19 protein-coding genes and 1 pseudogene are annotated in these 15,138 nt (G+C 35.8%); 19 read left to right on the top strand and 1 reads right to left on the bottom strand.

What is annotated here, in order from left to right:
- The first annotated feature begins 1 nt into the window (after position 1).
- The 13 genes and pseudogenes from CLNEO_RS04165 (at position 2) to CLNEO_RS04225 (ending at position 8,294) form a co-directional block, all read left to right on the top strand.
- Entirely contained in the window at positions 2-397 is a 396-nt protein-coding gene (locus tag CLNEO_RS04165) for a DUF4320 family protein (protein WP_066084905.1), read from the top strand.
- Between the two features lie 8 nt (positions 398-405).
- Positions 406-951 (top strand): hypothetical protein, encoded by a 546-nt coding sequence (locus CLNEO_RS04170; RefSeq protein ID WP_066084908.1) that lies wholly within the window; start codon positions 406-408, stop codon positions 949-951.
- A 96-nt stretch (positions 952-1,047) separates the two neighbouring features.
- Positions 1,048-1,614: a DUF6550 family protein gene (locus CLNEO_RS04175; protein WP_066084910.1), complete on the top strand. Its 567-nt coding sequence runs from the start codon at positions 1,048-1,050 to the stop codon at positions 1,612-1,614.
- 63 nt (positions 1,615-1,677) lie between these two features.
- Positions 1,678-3,369: a hypothetical protein gene (locus tag CLNEO_RS04180; RefSeq protein ID WP_066084913.1), complete on the top strand. Its 1,692-nt coding sequence runs from the start codon at positions 1,678-1,680 to the stop codon at positions 3,367-3,369.
- Positions 3,370-3,397: 28 nt separating this feature from the next.
- A complete protein-coding gene (locus tag CLNEO_RS04185) occupies positions 3,398-3,739 on the top strand; it encodes a DUF3852 domain-containing protein (protein ID WP_066084916.1) in 342 nt (113 codons plus the stop codon).
- A 72-nt stretch (positions 3,740-3,811) separates the two neighbouring features.
- Positions 3,812-4,714 (top strand): conjugal transfer protein TrbL family protein, encoded by a 903-nt coding sequence (locus tag CLNEO_RS04190; RefSeq protein WP_066084918.1) that lies wholly within the window; start codon positions 3,812-3,814, stop codon positions 4,712-4,714.
- Between the two features lie 20 nt (positions 4,715-4,734).
- Positions 4,735-5,091 (top strand): DUF7768 domain-containing protein, encoded by a 357-nt coding sequence (locus CLNEO_RS04195; protein WP_096348791.1) that lies wholly within the window; start codon positions 4,735-4,737, stop codon positions 5,089-5,091.
- Positions 5,088-6,510, top strand: a pseudogene (locus CLNEO_RS16620) (DNA cytosine methyltransferase); the annotation flags it as partial. The gene CLNEO_RS04195 and the pseudogene CLNEO_RS16620, both read left to right, overlap by 4 nt.
- A 12-nt stretch (positions 6,511-6,522) precedes the next feature.
- Positions 6,523-6,825 (top strand): DNA cytosine methyltransferase, encoded by a 303-nt coding sequence (locus CLNEO_RS16730; RefSeq protein ID WP_408605436.1) that lies wholly within the window; start codon positions 6,523-6,525, stop codon positions 6,823-6,825.
- Positions 6,826-6,828: 3 nt separating this feature from the next.
- Positions 6,829-7,086, top strand: coding sequence for a hypothetical protein (locus CLNEO_RS04210; protein WP_066084931.1), 258 nt, complete (start codon positions 6,829-6,831; stop codon positions 7,084-7,086).
- Entirely contained in the window at positions 7,074-7,679 is a 606-nt protein-coding gene (locus CLNEO_RS04215; protein ID WP_083531834.1) for a hypothetical protein, read from the top strand. Before CLNEO_RS04210 ends, CLNEO_RS04215 begins: the two co-directional genes overlap by 13 nt.
- 111 nt (positions 7,680-7,790) lie before the next feature.
- On the top strand, positions 7,791-7,994 hold the full coding sequence (locus tag CLNEO_RS04220) for a (2Fe-2S)-binding protein (RefSeq protein ID WP_066084936.1): 204 nt from the start codon (positions 7,791-7,793) through the stop codon (positions 7,992-7,994).
- An 84-nt stretch (positions 7,995-8,078) separates the two neighbouring features.
- Positions 8,079-8,294, top strand: coding sequence for a hypothetical protein (locus CLNEO_RS04225; RefSeq protein ID WP_066084938.1), 216 nt, complete (start codon positions 8,079-8,081; stop codon positions 8,292-8,294).
- A 336-nt stretch (positions 8,295-8,630) separates the two neighbouring features.
- Here CLNEO_RS04225 and CLNEO_RS04230 read toward each other — a convergent pair whose 3' ends face one another.
- Positions 8,631-9,350: a hypothetical protein gene (locus CLNEO_RS04230; protein WP_066084942.1), complete on the bottom strand. Its 720-nt coding sequence runs from the start codon at positions 9,348-9,350 to the stop codon at positions 8,631-8,633.
- Between the two features lie 129 nt (positions 9,351-9,479).
- Here CLNEO_RS04230 and CLNEO_RS04235 point away from each other — a divergent pair, with 129 nt between their 5' ends.
- The 6 genes from CLNEO_RS04235 to CLNEO_RS04260 all read left to right on the top strand — a co-directional run bounded on the left by CLNEO_RS04235 (position 9,480) and on the right by CLNEO_RS04260 (position 15,136).
- Positions 9,480-9,818, top strand: a complete 339-nt coding sequence (locus CLNEO_RS04235) for a hypothetical protein (RefSeq protein WP_066084944.1) — start codon at positions 9,480-9,482, stop codon at positions 9,816-9,818.
- A gap of 272 nt (positions 9,819-10,090) precedes the next feature.
- Positions 10,091-11,911: a VirB4 family type IV secretion system protein gene (locus CLNEO_RS04240; protein WP_066084945.1), complete on the top strand. Its 1,821-nt coding sequence runs from the start codon at positions 10,091-10,093 to the stop codon at positions 11,909-11,911.
- Positions 11,911-12,423 carry a hypothetical protein gene (locus tag CLNEO_RS04245; protein ID WP_083531835.1) on the top strand — a complete coding sequence of 171 codons (513 nt, stop codon included), beginning with the start codon at positions 11,911-11,913 and terminating at the stop codon, positions 12,421-12,423. The genes CLNEO_RS04240 and CLNEO_RS04245 overlap by 1 nt, the downstream gene beginning before the upstream one ends.
- A 12-nt stretch (positions 12,424-12,435) precedes the next feature.
- Positions 12,436-13,482, top strand: a complete 1,047-nt coding sequence (locus tag CLNEO_RS04250) for an amidoligase family protein (RefSeq protein ID WP_066084947.1) — start codon at positions 12,436-12,438, stop codon at positions 13,480-13,482.
- Positions 13,483-13,491: 9 nt separating this feature from the next.
- Complete coding sequence (locus CLNEO_RS04255) at positions 13,492-14,019, top strand: gamma-glutamylcyclotransferase family protein (protein ID WP_066084950.1); 528 nt, start codon at positions 13,492-13,494, stop codon at positions 14,017-14,019.
- A 7-nt stretch (positions 14,020-14,026) separates the two neighbouring features.
- On the top strand, positions 14,027-15,136 hold the full coding sequence (locus CLNEO_RS04260) for a C40 family peptidase (RefSeq protein ID WP_066084953.1): 1,110 nt from the start codon (positions 14,027-14,029) through the stop codon (positions 15,134-15,136).
- The last annotated feature ends 2 nt before the right edge of the window (positions 15,137-15,138 follow it).

Consider the following 15,138-nt stretch of genomic DNA (forward strand, 5'->3'; position numbering starts at 1 on the left):
TGTGTTAAAAATTTTAAAATCCAAACAAGGAGAAGGATATATAGATGTGGCAATTCTTGTGCTTTGCGCCATGCTTGTTATTGCCCTTGCAGTGAGAGTATTTCCAGCTTATATCATAAAACAACAGGTAGATACCTTTGCTACAGAGCTTGTAAGGGAAGCAGAAATTGCAGGAAGGGTAGGATCAGAAACTTCAAACAGGGAACTTTTACTTCGAGAAAAGACAGGTATTACACCAACGGTTAAATGGTCAAAGTCAGGAAGAATTCAGTTAAATGAAGAGATAACTGTAACCGTCACTTTTGGAACGAATATCGGTCTGTTTGGAGGATTTGGTTCTTTTCCTGTTACCTTAAGAGCTGACGCCGCTGGGAAATCAGAAGTATATTGGAAGTAGGTGAAATCTTGCATAAAATAAAAAGAATATTAACCGATAAAAAAGGCAGTTCTTTTCCGTTGATTGTTGCAGTGACTTTGTGTCTTGTAATGATTTTTACAGGAGTATCAGAATATTTTAGGTTGATGATCATAGCACAAGGTGTGCGTGATGCTGTTCAAGATGCAGTAATTTCTACTGTTAATGACAATTATGATGATGTATATCATGGAGTTCGCGAAGGGTATTCAGGAGGATATCAGCCTATGGCAGATGACTTTGAAGAATCTCTTGATTATGGAGCAATTTATGATAGACTAGATACAATTCTTGGATTAAGTAGGAAAAGTGGATATCATGTTAATACTACATCAGAAGGAAAAGTAGAGTTTAAAATATGGAATTTAGAAGTAGATATAAGAAATGCTCCTTTAGCTTTAGGGGACAGGTCAGATTCAAGATTTGAGGCAGATAGCAGCATAGTGCTTGAAGTCCCAGTATCCTTTGGAGGCAGACTTCTTCCAAGTATGAAGATGAAAATAAAGACAAGTGCAGGCTATACACCTAAGTTTTAAAAGATTCAAAGAATTTAATAGACTTTCAGGAAATCTTGTGGTAGTTTGTAGCTTGAAAGAAACAGATAATTAAGATTAATAAGGAGGCAGAAACCTATGAATAATATAAATGATAAGACCAAAAGAAGATTAATTGTAGCAAGTGGATTAATAGTCAGTGTAATACTTATAACTTTAATAACAAATCAGTTAAAAAAAGAACCCATAGAGGATGCAGTACTGCCAAATCAAAGTGTAGAAACGAATGATATCATAGTAGAAGAACCTGTAATTGCAGAAAAAGAAGATGAAATCATAGTTTCAGAAATAAAGATTCCAGATATGGAGACGATAGATAATGGTGCAATAGATACAGGCACTGAGCAAACCATTCAAGGAGATGTAGAAAAACCAAAAGAGCCTACAAAGGAACAACTTACAGATCCAACACAGAATCCAAATGGTGAAAAAGTGGAAACACCACCTGAACCTGTAGCTCATGACAAGGTGGAGAAACCTACAGAAACACCGAAAAATAATGATGTACCACAAGGTGGAGATACCAATATTCAAGGGAAAACTTACTTGCCTGGTTTTGGATGGATAGAGAATAGTGGAGAAAATCAAGGGACTGTAGCTGAAGATATGTATGAGAATGGAAATAAGATAGGAAATATGGATTAAATATAAATAGTAATGAAGAACACTGCAGAGATGCAGTGTTTTTTGTTGTAGAAAGGAGAGCAGATGAAAAAAATATTAAAGATTTTGATAGTATTTATAATGCTATTTAGCTTAATGATGCCGATTGTGGTATTTGCAGTTGGAGATGGAAATATTGACTCGGGTGGTGGAGGTATGGGAGATGGAACGAGTACTGATAAGTGGTCTCCTGGTTACGATGGTGTGCGTATAACTGTAGTTCGAGCAAGTGACCATGCCACAGTAACTACCCCTATTGATTTAGCAAATAAACAACCTCCATCTACTATGTTTCACTTTGGTAAGGTATCTAAAATTCAATATAATGGTGGAAGAAAATTATCTCCTATTCAAGGTGCATATTCTTACATTAATCCATCTCAAACAATGCCAAGAATAGTGAGTACGAATGGTAGTAGCAATATAGCAGCTATAAAGAGCTATTTTACAGATGAGCAAGTTATCCGCTCAATTGCATCAATAACAGGAATGGATTTCGATATTCTAATTGGTGGGGATTACAAATTACTTTTAGAACCAATGGCATATTACACATTTCAAGGAGTTATGATTGCTACAACTGCAACGGAAGCTGCCATATATGATGAACAGTTAAGTGGATTGCTTAGAAATAAGATGGTATCTTTATCCCATAAAAACTTGCCCCTTGCAATGTTTCTAGAGATAGGAGATTTGGGATATCCAGCATGGGGTGGAAGCACTACAAAACCAGCATCCAATGCAGATATAAAATCCTCTCTTGGACTTGGTATTGTGCGATTTGCAGAACAGCCAGAGCCACCAACTGTTAGCACATATGATTATGAGTATAGAGTAAATACTGAGGTAATCACTGCCGTTATGGTTAGTGGAGGACAATCTGATCCTGATAATCCGACTCGTGTGAGCTTTATTATTGATGGTAGAACCTATAATGTTGGGAATGTATATTACCCAAGTGGCGACTCTCAGCTTGCATGGGTGAAATGGACAACTCCTGATACGGAACAAGATATGGTAATAGATGTAATAGTGAATGGACCGGGTAGTACTACTAAATCAATTATTAATGTTAAGATTATTGATTTAGATAAAAATCCACCACCAAATCCTGTAGCAGATGATAGAAATGACTCTTTTTCTCATTCCTCTGTTCCAAACAGAGAAGAAAAAACAAATGCTTATTGGAGTATATGGAGTCCTTGGTGGCGGGCATATTGGGTGTGGCATAGTACAGGAGAGGACTCAGGATATTGGTGTGACCATGGTTGGTGGGAGTTTGACCTTGACCAATATACAGCGAGACTTTCAAGTGATATGAAGATTACAAATGATAGTAAAAACCCTACTGCAAGTGGAAGTGCTTTTAAAAGTGGATATGGAATCAATCAAACAGCGACTGCAAATGTGAGTAGTAATCAAAGTTCAGCTATTACTTATGCTCAAAATGCTGTTTCCTATTTTCCGGAATTTCGCTATGAAACCTACTGGAGATTATTAGAACGTGTTTCAAGTGGTTCGAATGCTAGGTTTGAGTTCAGTAAAAACAATTATTCTACTTATAAGAATCGTACACATTTTACTCCAATATGGATGCCAGACGGTGAATATAAAGTAAATACATGGCTTATAGATGCATGGACGCCTGATGGAATGCTCTCAATGAATCTTACAGACACATTAACAATAAAGGGGAACTTGTGGCAAGACTGGCATATAGCACCCTTAAATCCTTAAACACTACAGAAAAAGAAAGGTGGATTTTATGAAGATAAACAAGAAAATAGCACTAACAATGTGCATGGTGCTGATTGGCATATTGATGTTTAGCACTACTGCATTAGCTTCAGGTACAGGAGATGTTGCAGGGGCAATTGAAGATACTTGGAGTGATGCATCAGAACAGATAAAAACGGTTGTAAATAAGGTTGTGTTCCCTGCAATTGACCTTGTGTTAGCAGTATTCTTCTTTGCAAAACTTGGTACTGCTTATTTTGATTATAGGAAACATGGACAATTTGAATGGGCGGCACCCGCAATCTTGTTTGCCTGCTTGGTGTTTACTTTAACAGCACCAGCATATATTTGGAAGATACTTGGAATGTAGAAAACTTAGCGTTAATCTGGCACATCACATAAAGAAGAAGTGTTTTTTTGTTGCGAAAAGAGGTGAAGTGAAATGTTTATCTGGGATTTTCTCTTAGGGGATGTGATGGATCAAATCATTGATTGGTTCTACGGTCAGCTTATAGGTTTTCTTGCTGATTTCTTTGCCCAAATGGGAAATATGGGAGTAGAACTTTTCGAGATGAGCTGGGTACAGTCAATTGTTCTGTTCTTCTCTTACCTTGCTTGGTCACTTTATGGAATAGGACTTGTAGTGTCCTGCTTTGAAACAGGGATTGAGTACCAATATGGTAGGGGCAACGTGAAAGATGCAGCCTTAAATGCAATTAAAGGATTTATGGCAGTCAGCCTTTTTACTACAGTGCCTATAGAACTATTTAAGCTCTCGGTCAATTTACAAGCAAGTTTAACTGCTGGTATCACAGGATACGGAAGTGGAATTGGTGGACTTGCAACATCTATTATTGGAGAATTAAATAATGTAGGCGATATTACAAGTGTTGGTAGTTCGGGAATATTCGGTGGAATCACTATGATAACAAGTCCATTTATGGCTCTGTTTATTATTATCCTTATGGGATACGCAGTAATTAAAGTATTTTTTGCAAACCTAAAAAGAGGTGGAATTCTACTTATTCAGATAGCAGTGGGAAGTCTATATATGTTTTCTGTTCCTCGTGGTTACATTGATGGCTTTATTCAGTGGTGCAAGCAGATAATCGGTTTGTGCCTTACCACATTTCTTCAGGCAACCATACTAACTGCAGGACTTATGGTGGTTAAAGATCATGCACTGCTTGGATTAGGTTTAATGTTATCAGCAGGAGAAGTACCAAGGATTGCTGGAGCATTTGGACTGGATACATCAACTCGTGCCAATGTAATGAGTGCAGTTTATACTGCACAGGCAGCTGTAAATACAACTAAAACTATAGTACAAGCAGTACCAAAATAAAAATAGAAAGAGAGGATTTAATGAAACTAATATATGTTGCATCTCCCTATGCAGGAGATATTAAAAAGAATATAGAATATGCGAAACAGGCTTGCCGATATGTATTAAACGAAGGTAATGCCTTTTTTTGTCCCCATCTTCTCTACCCCCAGATTTTAGATGATGATAATCCAGAAGAAAGAAGATTGGGAATCAGCATAGGAAAAGAGTTTTTATCAAAATGCAATGAACTATGGGTATTTGGTGAACATATTTCTCAAGGAATGTTTGAGGAAATTGAATTTGCTAAAGGGATAGGCATTCCTATAAAAAGAATTATGAAACTAGATATTGAAATAAAAGAAGAGGCTCTATTTTGTATGAGGATAGATAAATGATCACCTTGGGGAGTCTTTTCGATGGGATTGGGGGATTTCCCCTTGCAGCTATTCATAATGGAATTACTCCTATATGGGCAAGTGAAATTGAATCCTTTCCTATTGAGGTGACTAAAATACGATTCCCTGATATGCTCCATGTTGGCGACATTACAAAATTAAAAGGGGAAGAATTACCTCCTGTTGATATCATTACAGGTGGTTCACCATGCCAAGATTTATCTGTTGCAGGTGCAAGGGCAGGGTTTGCTGGTGAGCGCTCAGGATTATTTATGGAGCAGATAAGAATAACAAAGGAAATGAGGTGGGCAGATGCAAGAAGAGGAAAGGCAAATCACCTTATCAGACCTCGATACTTCGTTTGGGAAAATGTCCCTGGAGCATTTTCAAGTACAAACGGAGAAGACTTCCATGCGGTCCTTGAAGAAACCACAAGAATTGCAGACAGCAACGTATCTATACCTAGACCTCCGGGAGGGATATGGAAATCTGTTGGGTGCATATTGGGATATGAATTCACCATTGCTTGGAGAGTTCTCGATGCTCAATACTGGGGTGTCCCCCAAAGACGTAAAAGAATCTTTCTTGTCGCAGATTTTGGAGGACACACCGCTCCCAAAATATTATTTGAGCAAGACAGCTTGTTTGGGAATACTCAGAAGAGCTAGAGTAAGAGGAAAGGAACTTCCTAAACAATTAAAAATAGCTTTAGAAATTCAAGGAGAAGATGAAAGGGCAGAGGAAGATTCTAATGACAATATGATTACCGAATATAAAGCATATCATATCAATCAACGAAATGAGGGTATTGACTTAAATGGAATTTCAGGAGCCTTGATGGCAACTCAAAATATGCAGATGCAGACATTTGTCACAGAACCTATGCTATGTCTAAATGATCAGGGTGGTGATCGAATGGATATAACAGAAAATATTACTTCAACATTACGAGCTAGCATGGGAGGAAATCAACCTATAGTCATGGCAACACAGCAAGGTGGTGCAGAAATATGCTTTGACCTTTGTCCTACTATTACATCAGCAGCAGGAACAAGTGGCAATAATCAACCAGTTCTATTTGATAATCATGCAAAAGACTGCAGATATAATGGTCCACTTAATGTAGCACCAACAATATCAGCAACATATGGAACAGGCGGAAATAATGTACCATTAGTATCAAAACCAATTGATTCAGACAGTTATTGTATTGCAGGAAATACCATTGATAGACAAGATCATAATGGTGGAAATGGATGCGGATTTCAAGAGAATATTAGTTATACTCTTACTACCAGCGATATTCATGCTGTTTGCTATCCGCCTAAAACTTATCAAGATATAGTAGGAGCATTATGTGTAGGAGATGAAAAAGGCAATGGAAATCAATATGTAAGCCAAGATAAATGCATTGTAGACTGTGAAAAAATGATGTTTGGACAATCGGAATTTGCTAATTATAAGGAAGGATGTGCAACACTTAGAGCAGAGGGTGGAGATAATGGAGGCGGAAGTGAAAATCTTGTAACTACTAAGAATCTTGTACGCAGACTAACACCAATGGAATGCGAAAGACTTCAAGGATTTCCCGATGGGTGGACTAAAATAGAAAAATCATCCGATAGTGCAAGATATAAGGCATTAGGTAATAGTGTAGCAATCCCATGTGTAGATTTTATAATGCAAGGGATTGCTTATTTTTTAAGAAAATTTAAACATGAAGTGGAGGAATAAACGGTGTATATGTATCCCGACAATTTAAAGGCCAAAGCAACATTATGGCTATGGGAATTAAAAGATATAGGAATTATTGGAGTTGAACTTCTTATTTCTGTATTTGCCTTAGCACAACTTGGATTTATGCCACCTATTGTAATAACAGCAGTATATAGCTTTTTAACTATACAATTTGAAGACACAAGCATATTGAATTTCATTCGTTATGCATGTGGCTTTTTTCTTTTAAAGCAACAGAAGTTTGAATGGAGGTTATAAGAGTGGGCAGAAAACAGAAACAAAAGGAAAGGCAAAAGCAGTCTACAAAAGAGCTGATGGGTATTGATGAAATAACAGATTACAGTCTTAAGACCCCATATGGGGAGCTAGTGTATTTTATTATCCGTCCAACCAATATATCAGTATTATCTGAATCAAGTGTAAGTGCAAGGATCTATGCACATATGACGGTACTAAAGGGGATTGCAGAGATTGAAATGTTATGTCTTAATTCAAAAGAAAACTTTGATGATAATAAGCAGTATTTAAAAAGAAGAATGGATACAGAGCAAAATCCTGTTATTCGTAAGCTACTACAGCAAGACAGTACAAATCTTGATAGGATGCAAGTTCAGATGGCTACAGCTCGTGAGTTTCTAATTATTATTAGGCTTAAAAATGAAAAAGAATCTGATGTATTTCCTTATCTTTCAAGGATTGAAAAGAGCTTAAAAGACCAAGGATTTACTACTAGAAGGGCTGATAATTTGGATATTAAAAGACTACTTGGTGTTTATTATGAGCAGAATGTAACAACGGAAAGGTATGAAGATTATGATGGGGAGAGGTGGGTGGTACTTGGAGATGTGTAAAAATTAATAAAGTGTAAGTTTATTTGATAGAGTGTACGTGATATAATAGGTATAATTAAAAATTAGTTAAGCAATTTTAAAAGGGTAGTTGTACTAAGCGAGGTGTTAGGTATGCAAAATGAAATAATATGTTATTGCTCCAATGTTAGTAAGGAAAAAATACTAGAAGCCATAGCAAATGGGGCAAAATCTCTACAAGATATTAGAAATATGACAGGTGCTTGCACTCTGGGTAAATGTAAAGAATTAAGTCCAACAAAGAAATGCTGTTCTGCCAATATTATTAAGATTCTTAATGAGAATACAATAGCATGAGCATAAAAGAAAGTGAAAGATTCCAAAAAACAGAACTGATATTTAAACATAAAAATAGGAATTTGTAATAAGGAGATGTATAGTATGAAAAAGATGATTTTAGGAGCATCTATGCTTTTAAGTGGTATGATTGGATTTGTGGGATTGATTATTGCTTGCGTAAACAAAGTTCAGGCCGGTGCAATAAGTACGGTTATTGGTTGTCTGCGTGGATCGGATTATATTTTTGCCGCAATATTCATGATTTTAGCTATAGTTGGTTTGTTTATTGAGATTATTGAAGCAAAAAGAGAAGGGTGACAAATTCGAATTTAATGGATGTATATGCGTGAGAAAATGTTTAAGATGTGAAACCGAAATGATTGAAAATTGTTCAATAAAATTGAAGGTGCTGGCTATGGAATATTAATGGCAACAGACGATAAGCGTTTATTCGCCAATAGAATAGGAAAACCAAAAGTAGCCATCTGCCCAAGCTGTGATGAAGTATCTATCTACATTGAAAATACAGATAATTTAGGTTAACAAATTTTAGTTTGATATTTTACTTGAATGAAAGTAATAAGGAATTCTGTAAAGAGGTTATGGGCTTAAGCACCGCAACGTGATGCTTAGGCCTATTTATTTCTAGCGATGTTAATACTTATCTGCAAATGGATCATAATCATCGTGAACGAAATCTCCAGTTTGAAGTTCCATATCTAGAGCCTGAATTTCTGACAAGGACATTTTCTCTATATCTTTAGAGGTCCACCATCTTGGAGGATGGGAGATAAATTCTTCCTTTCGTTGCTGGAGCCAGATATTCATATAATGTTCTTCTTCATACTGATCAATATGAATACTATTGAGTTGCAAGTTGGGTAGACCAGCATTTCCGTAGGCATCCTGTATAAAGAAATGATCTATTACAGGCACAATTGCAGTATCTAGAGTACGTAGAAATTCAATCTTTCGTTCAAATGGAAAATGTTCATATTGCGCTAATGAAATATCATAGAGCATTAGTACGTTTTTAAGAAAATAATTAATCTGATATTCATCATTTTCTTTCATAAAATAAGGGTAATTATTTATTTTTAGTGAAGATAATGCAGCATGTCTTAGCAAATCATCTTTTTTTGAACATATGGAAAGATATATTTCACCAGAAAGAAATGCTGGATATACATCAAGCTCTTTTGCAATGCTGTTTAGCAGATCTCTACTCATTTCCCCAGCATTTAAAGATCTACGGATGGTTCTTTCAGAGTTTATGATTTTTTCATTTCTTCCAAGTTTTCGTATACTACTCTTTTTTTCCTTTAAAGTTTGCATAAAGAAATCTTTTTCAATGGTTACATAATTTGGATCCATTGGATTCACCTCTTTCTAAAGTGCGGTCAAATTAGTAAATTTGACAACTTTTCGCGGTCGTCATATCTGAGTATAATGATATTAGAAAGTTAAAGTAATTACAAGAAAAAAAAGAAAAGGAGACAAGATATGAAGAAAACAATACTAAAAACAGATGAAGAAAAAGGGTTGCTTGCAAAATTGGCAAGTGGCATATTAGACGGTATGGTGGGTAATGAAAAAACCTACAGTGGATATAAAGATGTATACTGTGGTAAGTATATAAAAGACGGAGAGCCAATCTCTTATCGTGAGGGAGAATCAAGTCGTTTCTTTAACGGTAAAGAAAACGAAAGGGTACCGGGTAAAAGAACAGAAGAACACTATGATACAGAAGAACGTAAGTTAGAATTTCTACAAAGATATGGATGGCTGACAGATGACGAAGATGCTAAGGCTTATAGTGCAAAATTTAAACCTAAAAAATAATAAGGTGAATTGATTGTGATATATTCTAATTCGACAGAGAAGAGTTTCTATCAACAGTTAACAATTATGTTATGACAAGACTGTTTTACTAAAAATTCAAATATGTCAAGTTGGTTGAGTGGAATAAAAGCATGGTTGAATCAAATTGAAAATCCAAATTATCTATAAGATTATGGAACAACTTAATAATAAATCTATTTATATCTATAGCCTTGCATTAATGTGTAGGGCTTTTTTTAATGCAGAAAAAGAAAGCGAGGTAAGAAGATACTATGGTAAAAAAGAAAATACCAATCATAGAAGATGAAAAGATCAAAAGCTTTGTAGATATGATTGCTCCATCCATCATCAAATTCAACACAGATCATTTTATCTGTGGAAATACCTATAGATGTGTATGGGCACTCCGTGAATATCCTACAAGTACCAGTGAACAAGCAATCCTACGTCATTTAGGAGAAAAGGATGGAGTAACCCTTAGAATCTATACCAGACAGGTAACTCCCAATGAAGAAAAGAAAATCATTCATAATGCAGCCAATAAAAACAGGATGAATACTGCAAATACAAATGATTTACAGCAGACAGTAACAGCAGAAAGTAACTTGCAAGATGTTGTTACCCTTGTATCAGCAATGCATAGAAATAGAGAACCACTCCTTCACTGTGCAGTATATATTGAGATTACTGCAAGTGATTATGACAGCTTGAAACTGCTACAGACAGATGTATTAACAGAACTTGTGAGATCCAAATTAAATGTAGATAGGCTTATGCTACGACAACAGCAAGGCTTTTTATGTGTTGGTCCAACAGGCAGAAATGTATTTGGTAGTCAATATGAAAGAGTACTTCCAGCATCCTCAGTTGCAAATTTATATCCCTTTAACTATTCAGGCAAAACGGACAGCAATGGATTTTATTTAGGTAGAGATAAATTTGGTTCTAATATTCTCGTTGATTTTGATAAAAGAGATGATGATAAAACAAATCCTTGTATCCTTATTCTTGGTAATTCAGGACAAGGAAAAAGCTATTTATTAAAACTGATATTATGCAATATCTTAGAGTCAGGAAAGAATGTTATATGCCTTGATCCAGAGAATGAGTATGTGGAGCTTGCAGAAAATATAGGTGGATGCTTTGTAGATTTAATGAGTGGAGAGTATATGATAAATCCACTAGAACCAAAGACTTGGGATGAGGGAGGAAGTCCGCAGAACAAAGATGCTCCTCTTGCATTTAGACAAGCAACAAAGCTAAGTCAGCACATTAGTTTTTTAAAAGATTTCTTCCGATGTTATAAGGATTTTGATGATAGGCATATTGATGTTATAGAAATTATGCTAGGAAAACTCTACACTAAATGGAGAATCAGTGATAGTACAAATTTCAGCCGATTAGAATCTGTTGAGTATCCTATCCTTTCAGACCTATATACATTAATAGAGGAAGAATATAAAGGTTATGAAAAAGGAAAATATCAGCTTTACACAGCAGAACTATTACAAGAAATTTTGCTTGGACTTCATTCTATGTGCCAAGGGGCAGAAAGTAAATTTTTCAACGGACATACCAATATAACTTCTAATAGATTTATTGTATTTGGTGTAAAAGGGTTGTTACAGGCTAGTAAAAATGTAAAGAATGCATTGCTATTTAATGTATTATCTTTTATGTCAGATAAACTGTTAACAGAGGGAAATACTGCAGCTGGAATTGATGAACTGTATTTATTCCTTACTAATCTTATTGCAATAGAATATATTCGTAATTTTATGAAGCGAGTGCGAAAGAAAGAATCAGCAGTAATACTTAGCAGTCAAAACCTTGAGGACTTCAATATTGAAGGCATTAAGGAGCTGACAAAACCGCTGTTTTCTATCCCAGCACACGCTTTTTTATTTAATGCAGGAAATATTGATAAACAGTTTTATATGGATACCTTACAGCTTGAAGAATCAGAATATAATCTAATTAAATTTCCACAGAGAGGGGTGTGCTTATATAAGTGTGGCAATGAAAGATATAACCTTGCTGTCCATGCTCCAGCATATAAAGAAAAATTATTTGGAAAGGCAGGTGGAAGGTAGTGACTATTGAAAGTGCTGAATGGGTAAAGAAACAAGAAAAAATCGAATCCTACCGGGAACAAAAGCAAGGCATTATAGATGATTTGAGGGTGTGCATCAGATATACTCCAAACAGGGATAATGACTTGCTTTGTTTTATGGAACAGTATTTAAAAGCAGAAACAAAGAATAGGCCAAGATTATTGGAGCAAATAAAGTATTGCATTAATGGTGAAAAATATGAAAATCCTTTCCTAGCATATAACCATTATGATGAGGGGCATATTGAAGAATTTGACCATATTCTCAATGAATATATTAATAAGCTAAAGCTATCTGGTGGAGAATCCACGCAAGCATCTAGAATTATTGAAAGCACTATACTAAAGATAAATGAACTCCATGATATATGCCGTGGACAGCTGATAGACTCTTGGAGAAATGAAAGACTTACAGAATATATTGTCACTGCTTCTAGGTATGCAGGATTTAAAAAAGCTCAGGACATCATCGAAGCAAAAAAGCAATGGTAAGGTGGTGAGGCTGTGGATTTAAGAAATCAGAACTTTGGAATTGAAATTGAGATGACAGGCATAACAAGAAGAAGAGCTGCTGAAGTAGTTGCCGAATATCTCAATGAGATAGCTGAACATGAAGGTGGTGGTTATGACACTTATAGTGTAAGGGATAATGAAAACCGAAAGTGGAAGTTTGTAAGTGATGGTAGCATAAGCTGTCAGAAAAAAGTGGGAAATAGAAAGCAAATAGCTGACAGAGAATACAGTGTAGAGCTTGTTAGTCCCATTTGTAAGTATGAAGATATCGAAAAGATACAGGAGATGGAGCGTAAGCTCAGAGAGGCAGGAGCATTTAGTAATAAGTCCTGTGGAATCCATATTCACATTAATGCGGCACCTTTTGAGGCGTACCAATTAAGAAATCTTGTTAATATTGTAGCTGCAAAAGAGAATATGATATACAAGGCATTACAGGTGGATTCAGATAGGGAAAGACGGTATTGCAAAAAGATAGATACGGATTTTTTGGAGAAGTTAAATAAGCAGAAACCAAAAACAAAGAGTGGAATCCAAAAGTTATGGTACAAAGGTAGTGATGGCAGTCATCAGCATTATCATGATAGTAGATACCATTGCTTGAATCTTCATTCTGTCTTTCAAAAGGGAACGATTGAGTTTCGAGCCTTTAATGGTTCCCTACATGCTGGGAAGATGAAAGCATATCTGCAATTTTGTATGGCTATTACAGCTCAAGCCTACAACCAAAGGTCAGCAAGTCCAATAAAAACTGTATCAGAAAATGAAAAATATACATTCAGAGTATGGCTATTAAGACTTGGTTTAATAGGAGATGAATTTAAAACAGCAAGGAAACATCTCCTTGACCATTTAGAAGGAAATATTGCATGGAAGTCACCTGAACAGGCAGAAGCACAGAAAGAAAGGTTAAGGAAAAAGAGAGAAGTTGAGCTTTCGAATCCACAAGAAGAAACAATAGAAACACAAAATAATGATATGGAAATAGATGAGCAGGAGGAAGAATCTCCTGCTTTTACTATGTCTATGAATCAGTAGGAGGTCAGGATGAAAAATAAAAAATCAAACGAGTCAGTACCAGAAATATTATATATCGCATATGGAAGTAATTTAAATCTATCACAAATGAAACAACGATGCCCTACTGCAAGAGTCATTGGAGCATCAGAAATAAAGGATTATGAGCTTGTATTTCGTGGTTCAAGATATAGTGCAGTGGCAACTATTGAACCATGTAAAGGAAGTAGCGTTCCCGTTTTGCTATGGGGAATCCAAACAGAAGATGAGAAATCACTAGATAGGTATGAAGGTTATCCTAATTTTTATGGAAAGGAAAATATGGAGATTGTGTTAAATGGTAGGAATGTTTCAGCAATGGTTTATGTGATGACACCTGGTCATGAATTTGGAATACCATCAGAACGTTACAAAATATCCATTAAAGATGGCTATATGGATGCAGGTTTTGATACAGATATTTTACAAAATGCAGTAGATAAAACTGTAGGTAAAATGGAGGATGAGATGAAAGATATGGGCGAACAGGGAAATTTATTCGGGATGAAATGGTGGTGATAATAAAATGTCAGACCCTACAACCATAGGACTTATTGCAAAGGCAGCTATATCAGCATTATCAGATGAAAGGCTGAGAAAAGGTATTGGGTGGACTATTTCTGCAATCATGTCTCCATTTATTCTGATTATTGTTATTATCTGTGGTCTGCTTTCAGGAACAGCAAATCATAACAATACTGCTATTCAATTATCCTTTCATGGAGGTGCTATATCAGAAAATATTCCTGAAGAATATCGAGGTCAGATAGAAGATATGCGTAATAGCTTTACAATGCTAGAAGAAAGAATAGAGGAAGTAAATGGTCAAATGGAAGATGGAGATAGTCTGGACTCCATAATGGTTAAGGCTATTTTTTATTCTCTGTATTTCGCCTCTGACCAGCCATCTGGTGTAGATCAAGGTAAATATATTGACTGCTTTGTCACTTATGAGGAACGAACAAGAACCATAATTGATGCAGACGGAAATGAAGTGGAAGAAACATATCTTGTGGCAGTACCAATTGATACTCTACCAGAAGTCTATACAAATATTGAAACGATTATGGGAAAGGCAACTACTTATGAGGATATGGCAAATGCCAATGAAATCTATTACCGAATTAAGTATGGAGTTCCAGCACCAAGTGAAGGAGATGGTTTTGAGGAATGGGGCGATTGGACACATAGCATTACTCCAGAAGAATTAGAGCAATTGTATCATGATTTGCCAGAAGGAGAGAATGGATCAGAGATAGTAAAGCTTGCTATGACAAGGCTTGGAGATCCGTATTCACAAGAAAGAAGAGGACAAGGAAATTATACGGATTGCAGTTATTTGACCATGTGGAGCTACAGACAGATTGGAATAATTATACCTGGAACTGCTGCGGAGCAAGGAAGATTTTGTGTTAATAATAATCTTACTGTTTCAAAAGAAGATCTAGTTCCTGGAGATTTGGTATTTTGGAGTCACAAGCCAAACGGAAGATTTATGAACATTACACATGTAGGAGTCTATGCTGGAAATGGAAAAGTAATAGATGCCGCATACTCGAAAGGACAGGTGGTATACAGAGATTTATTTGATTCAAACAAACAGGTTCTATATGGCAGGCCGCATATTTTAAAATAAGA

Source organism: Anaerotignum neopropionicum, from assembly GCF_001571775.1.
GTDB lineage: Bacteria > Bacillota > Clostridia > Lachnospirales > Anaerotignaceae > Chakrabartyella > Chakrabartyella neopropionicum.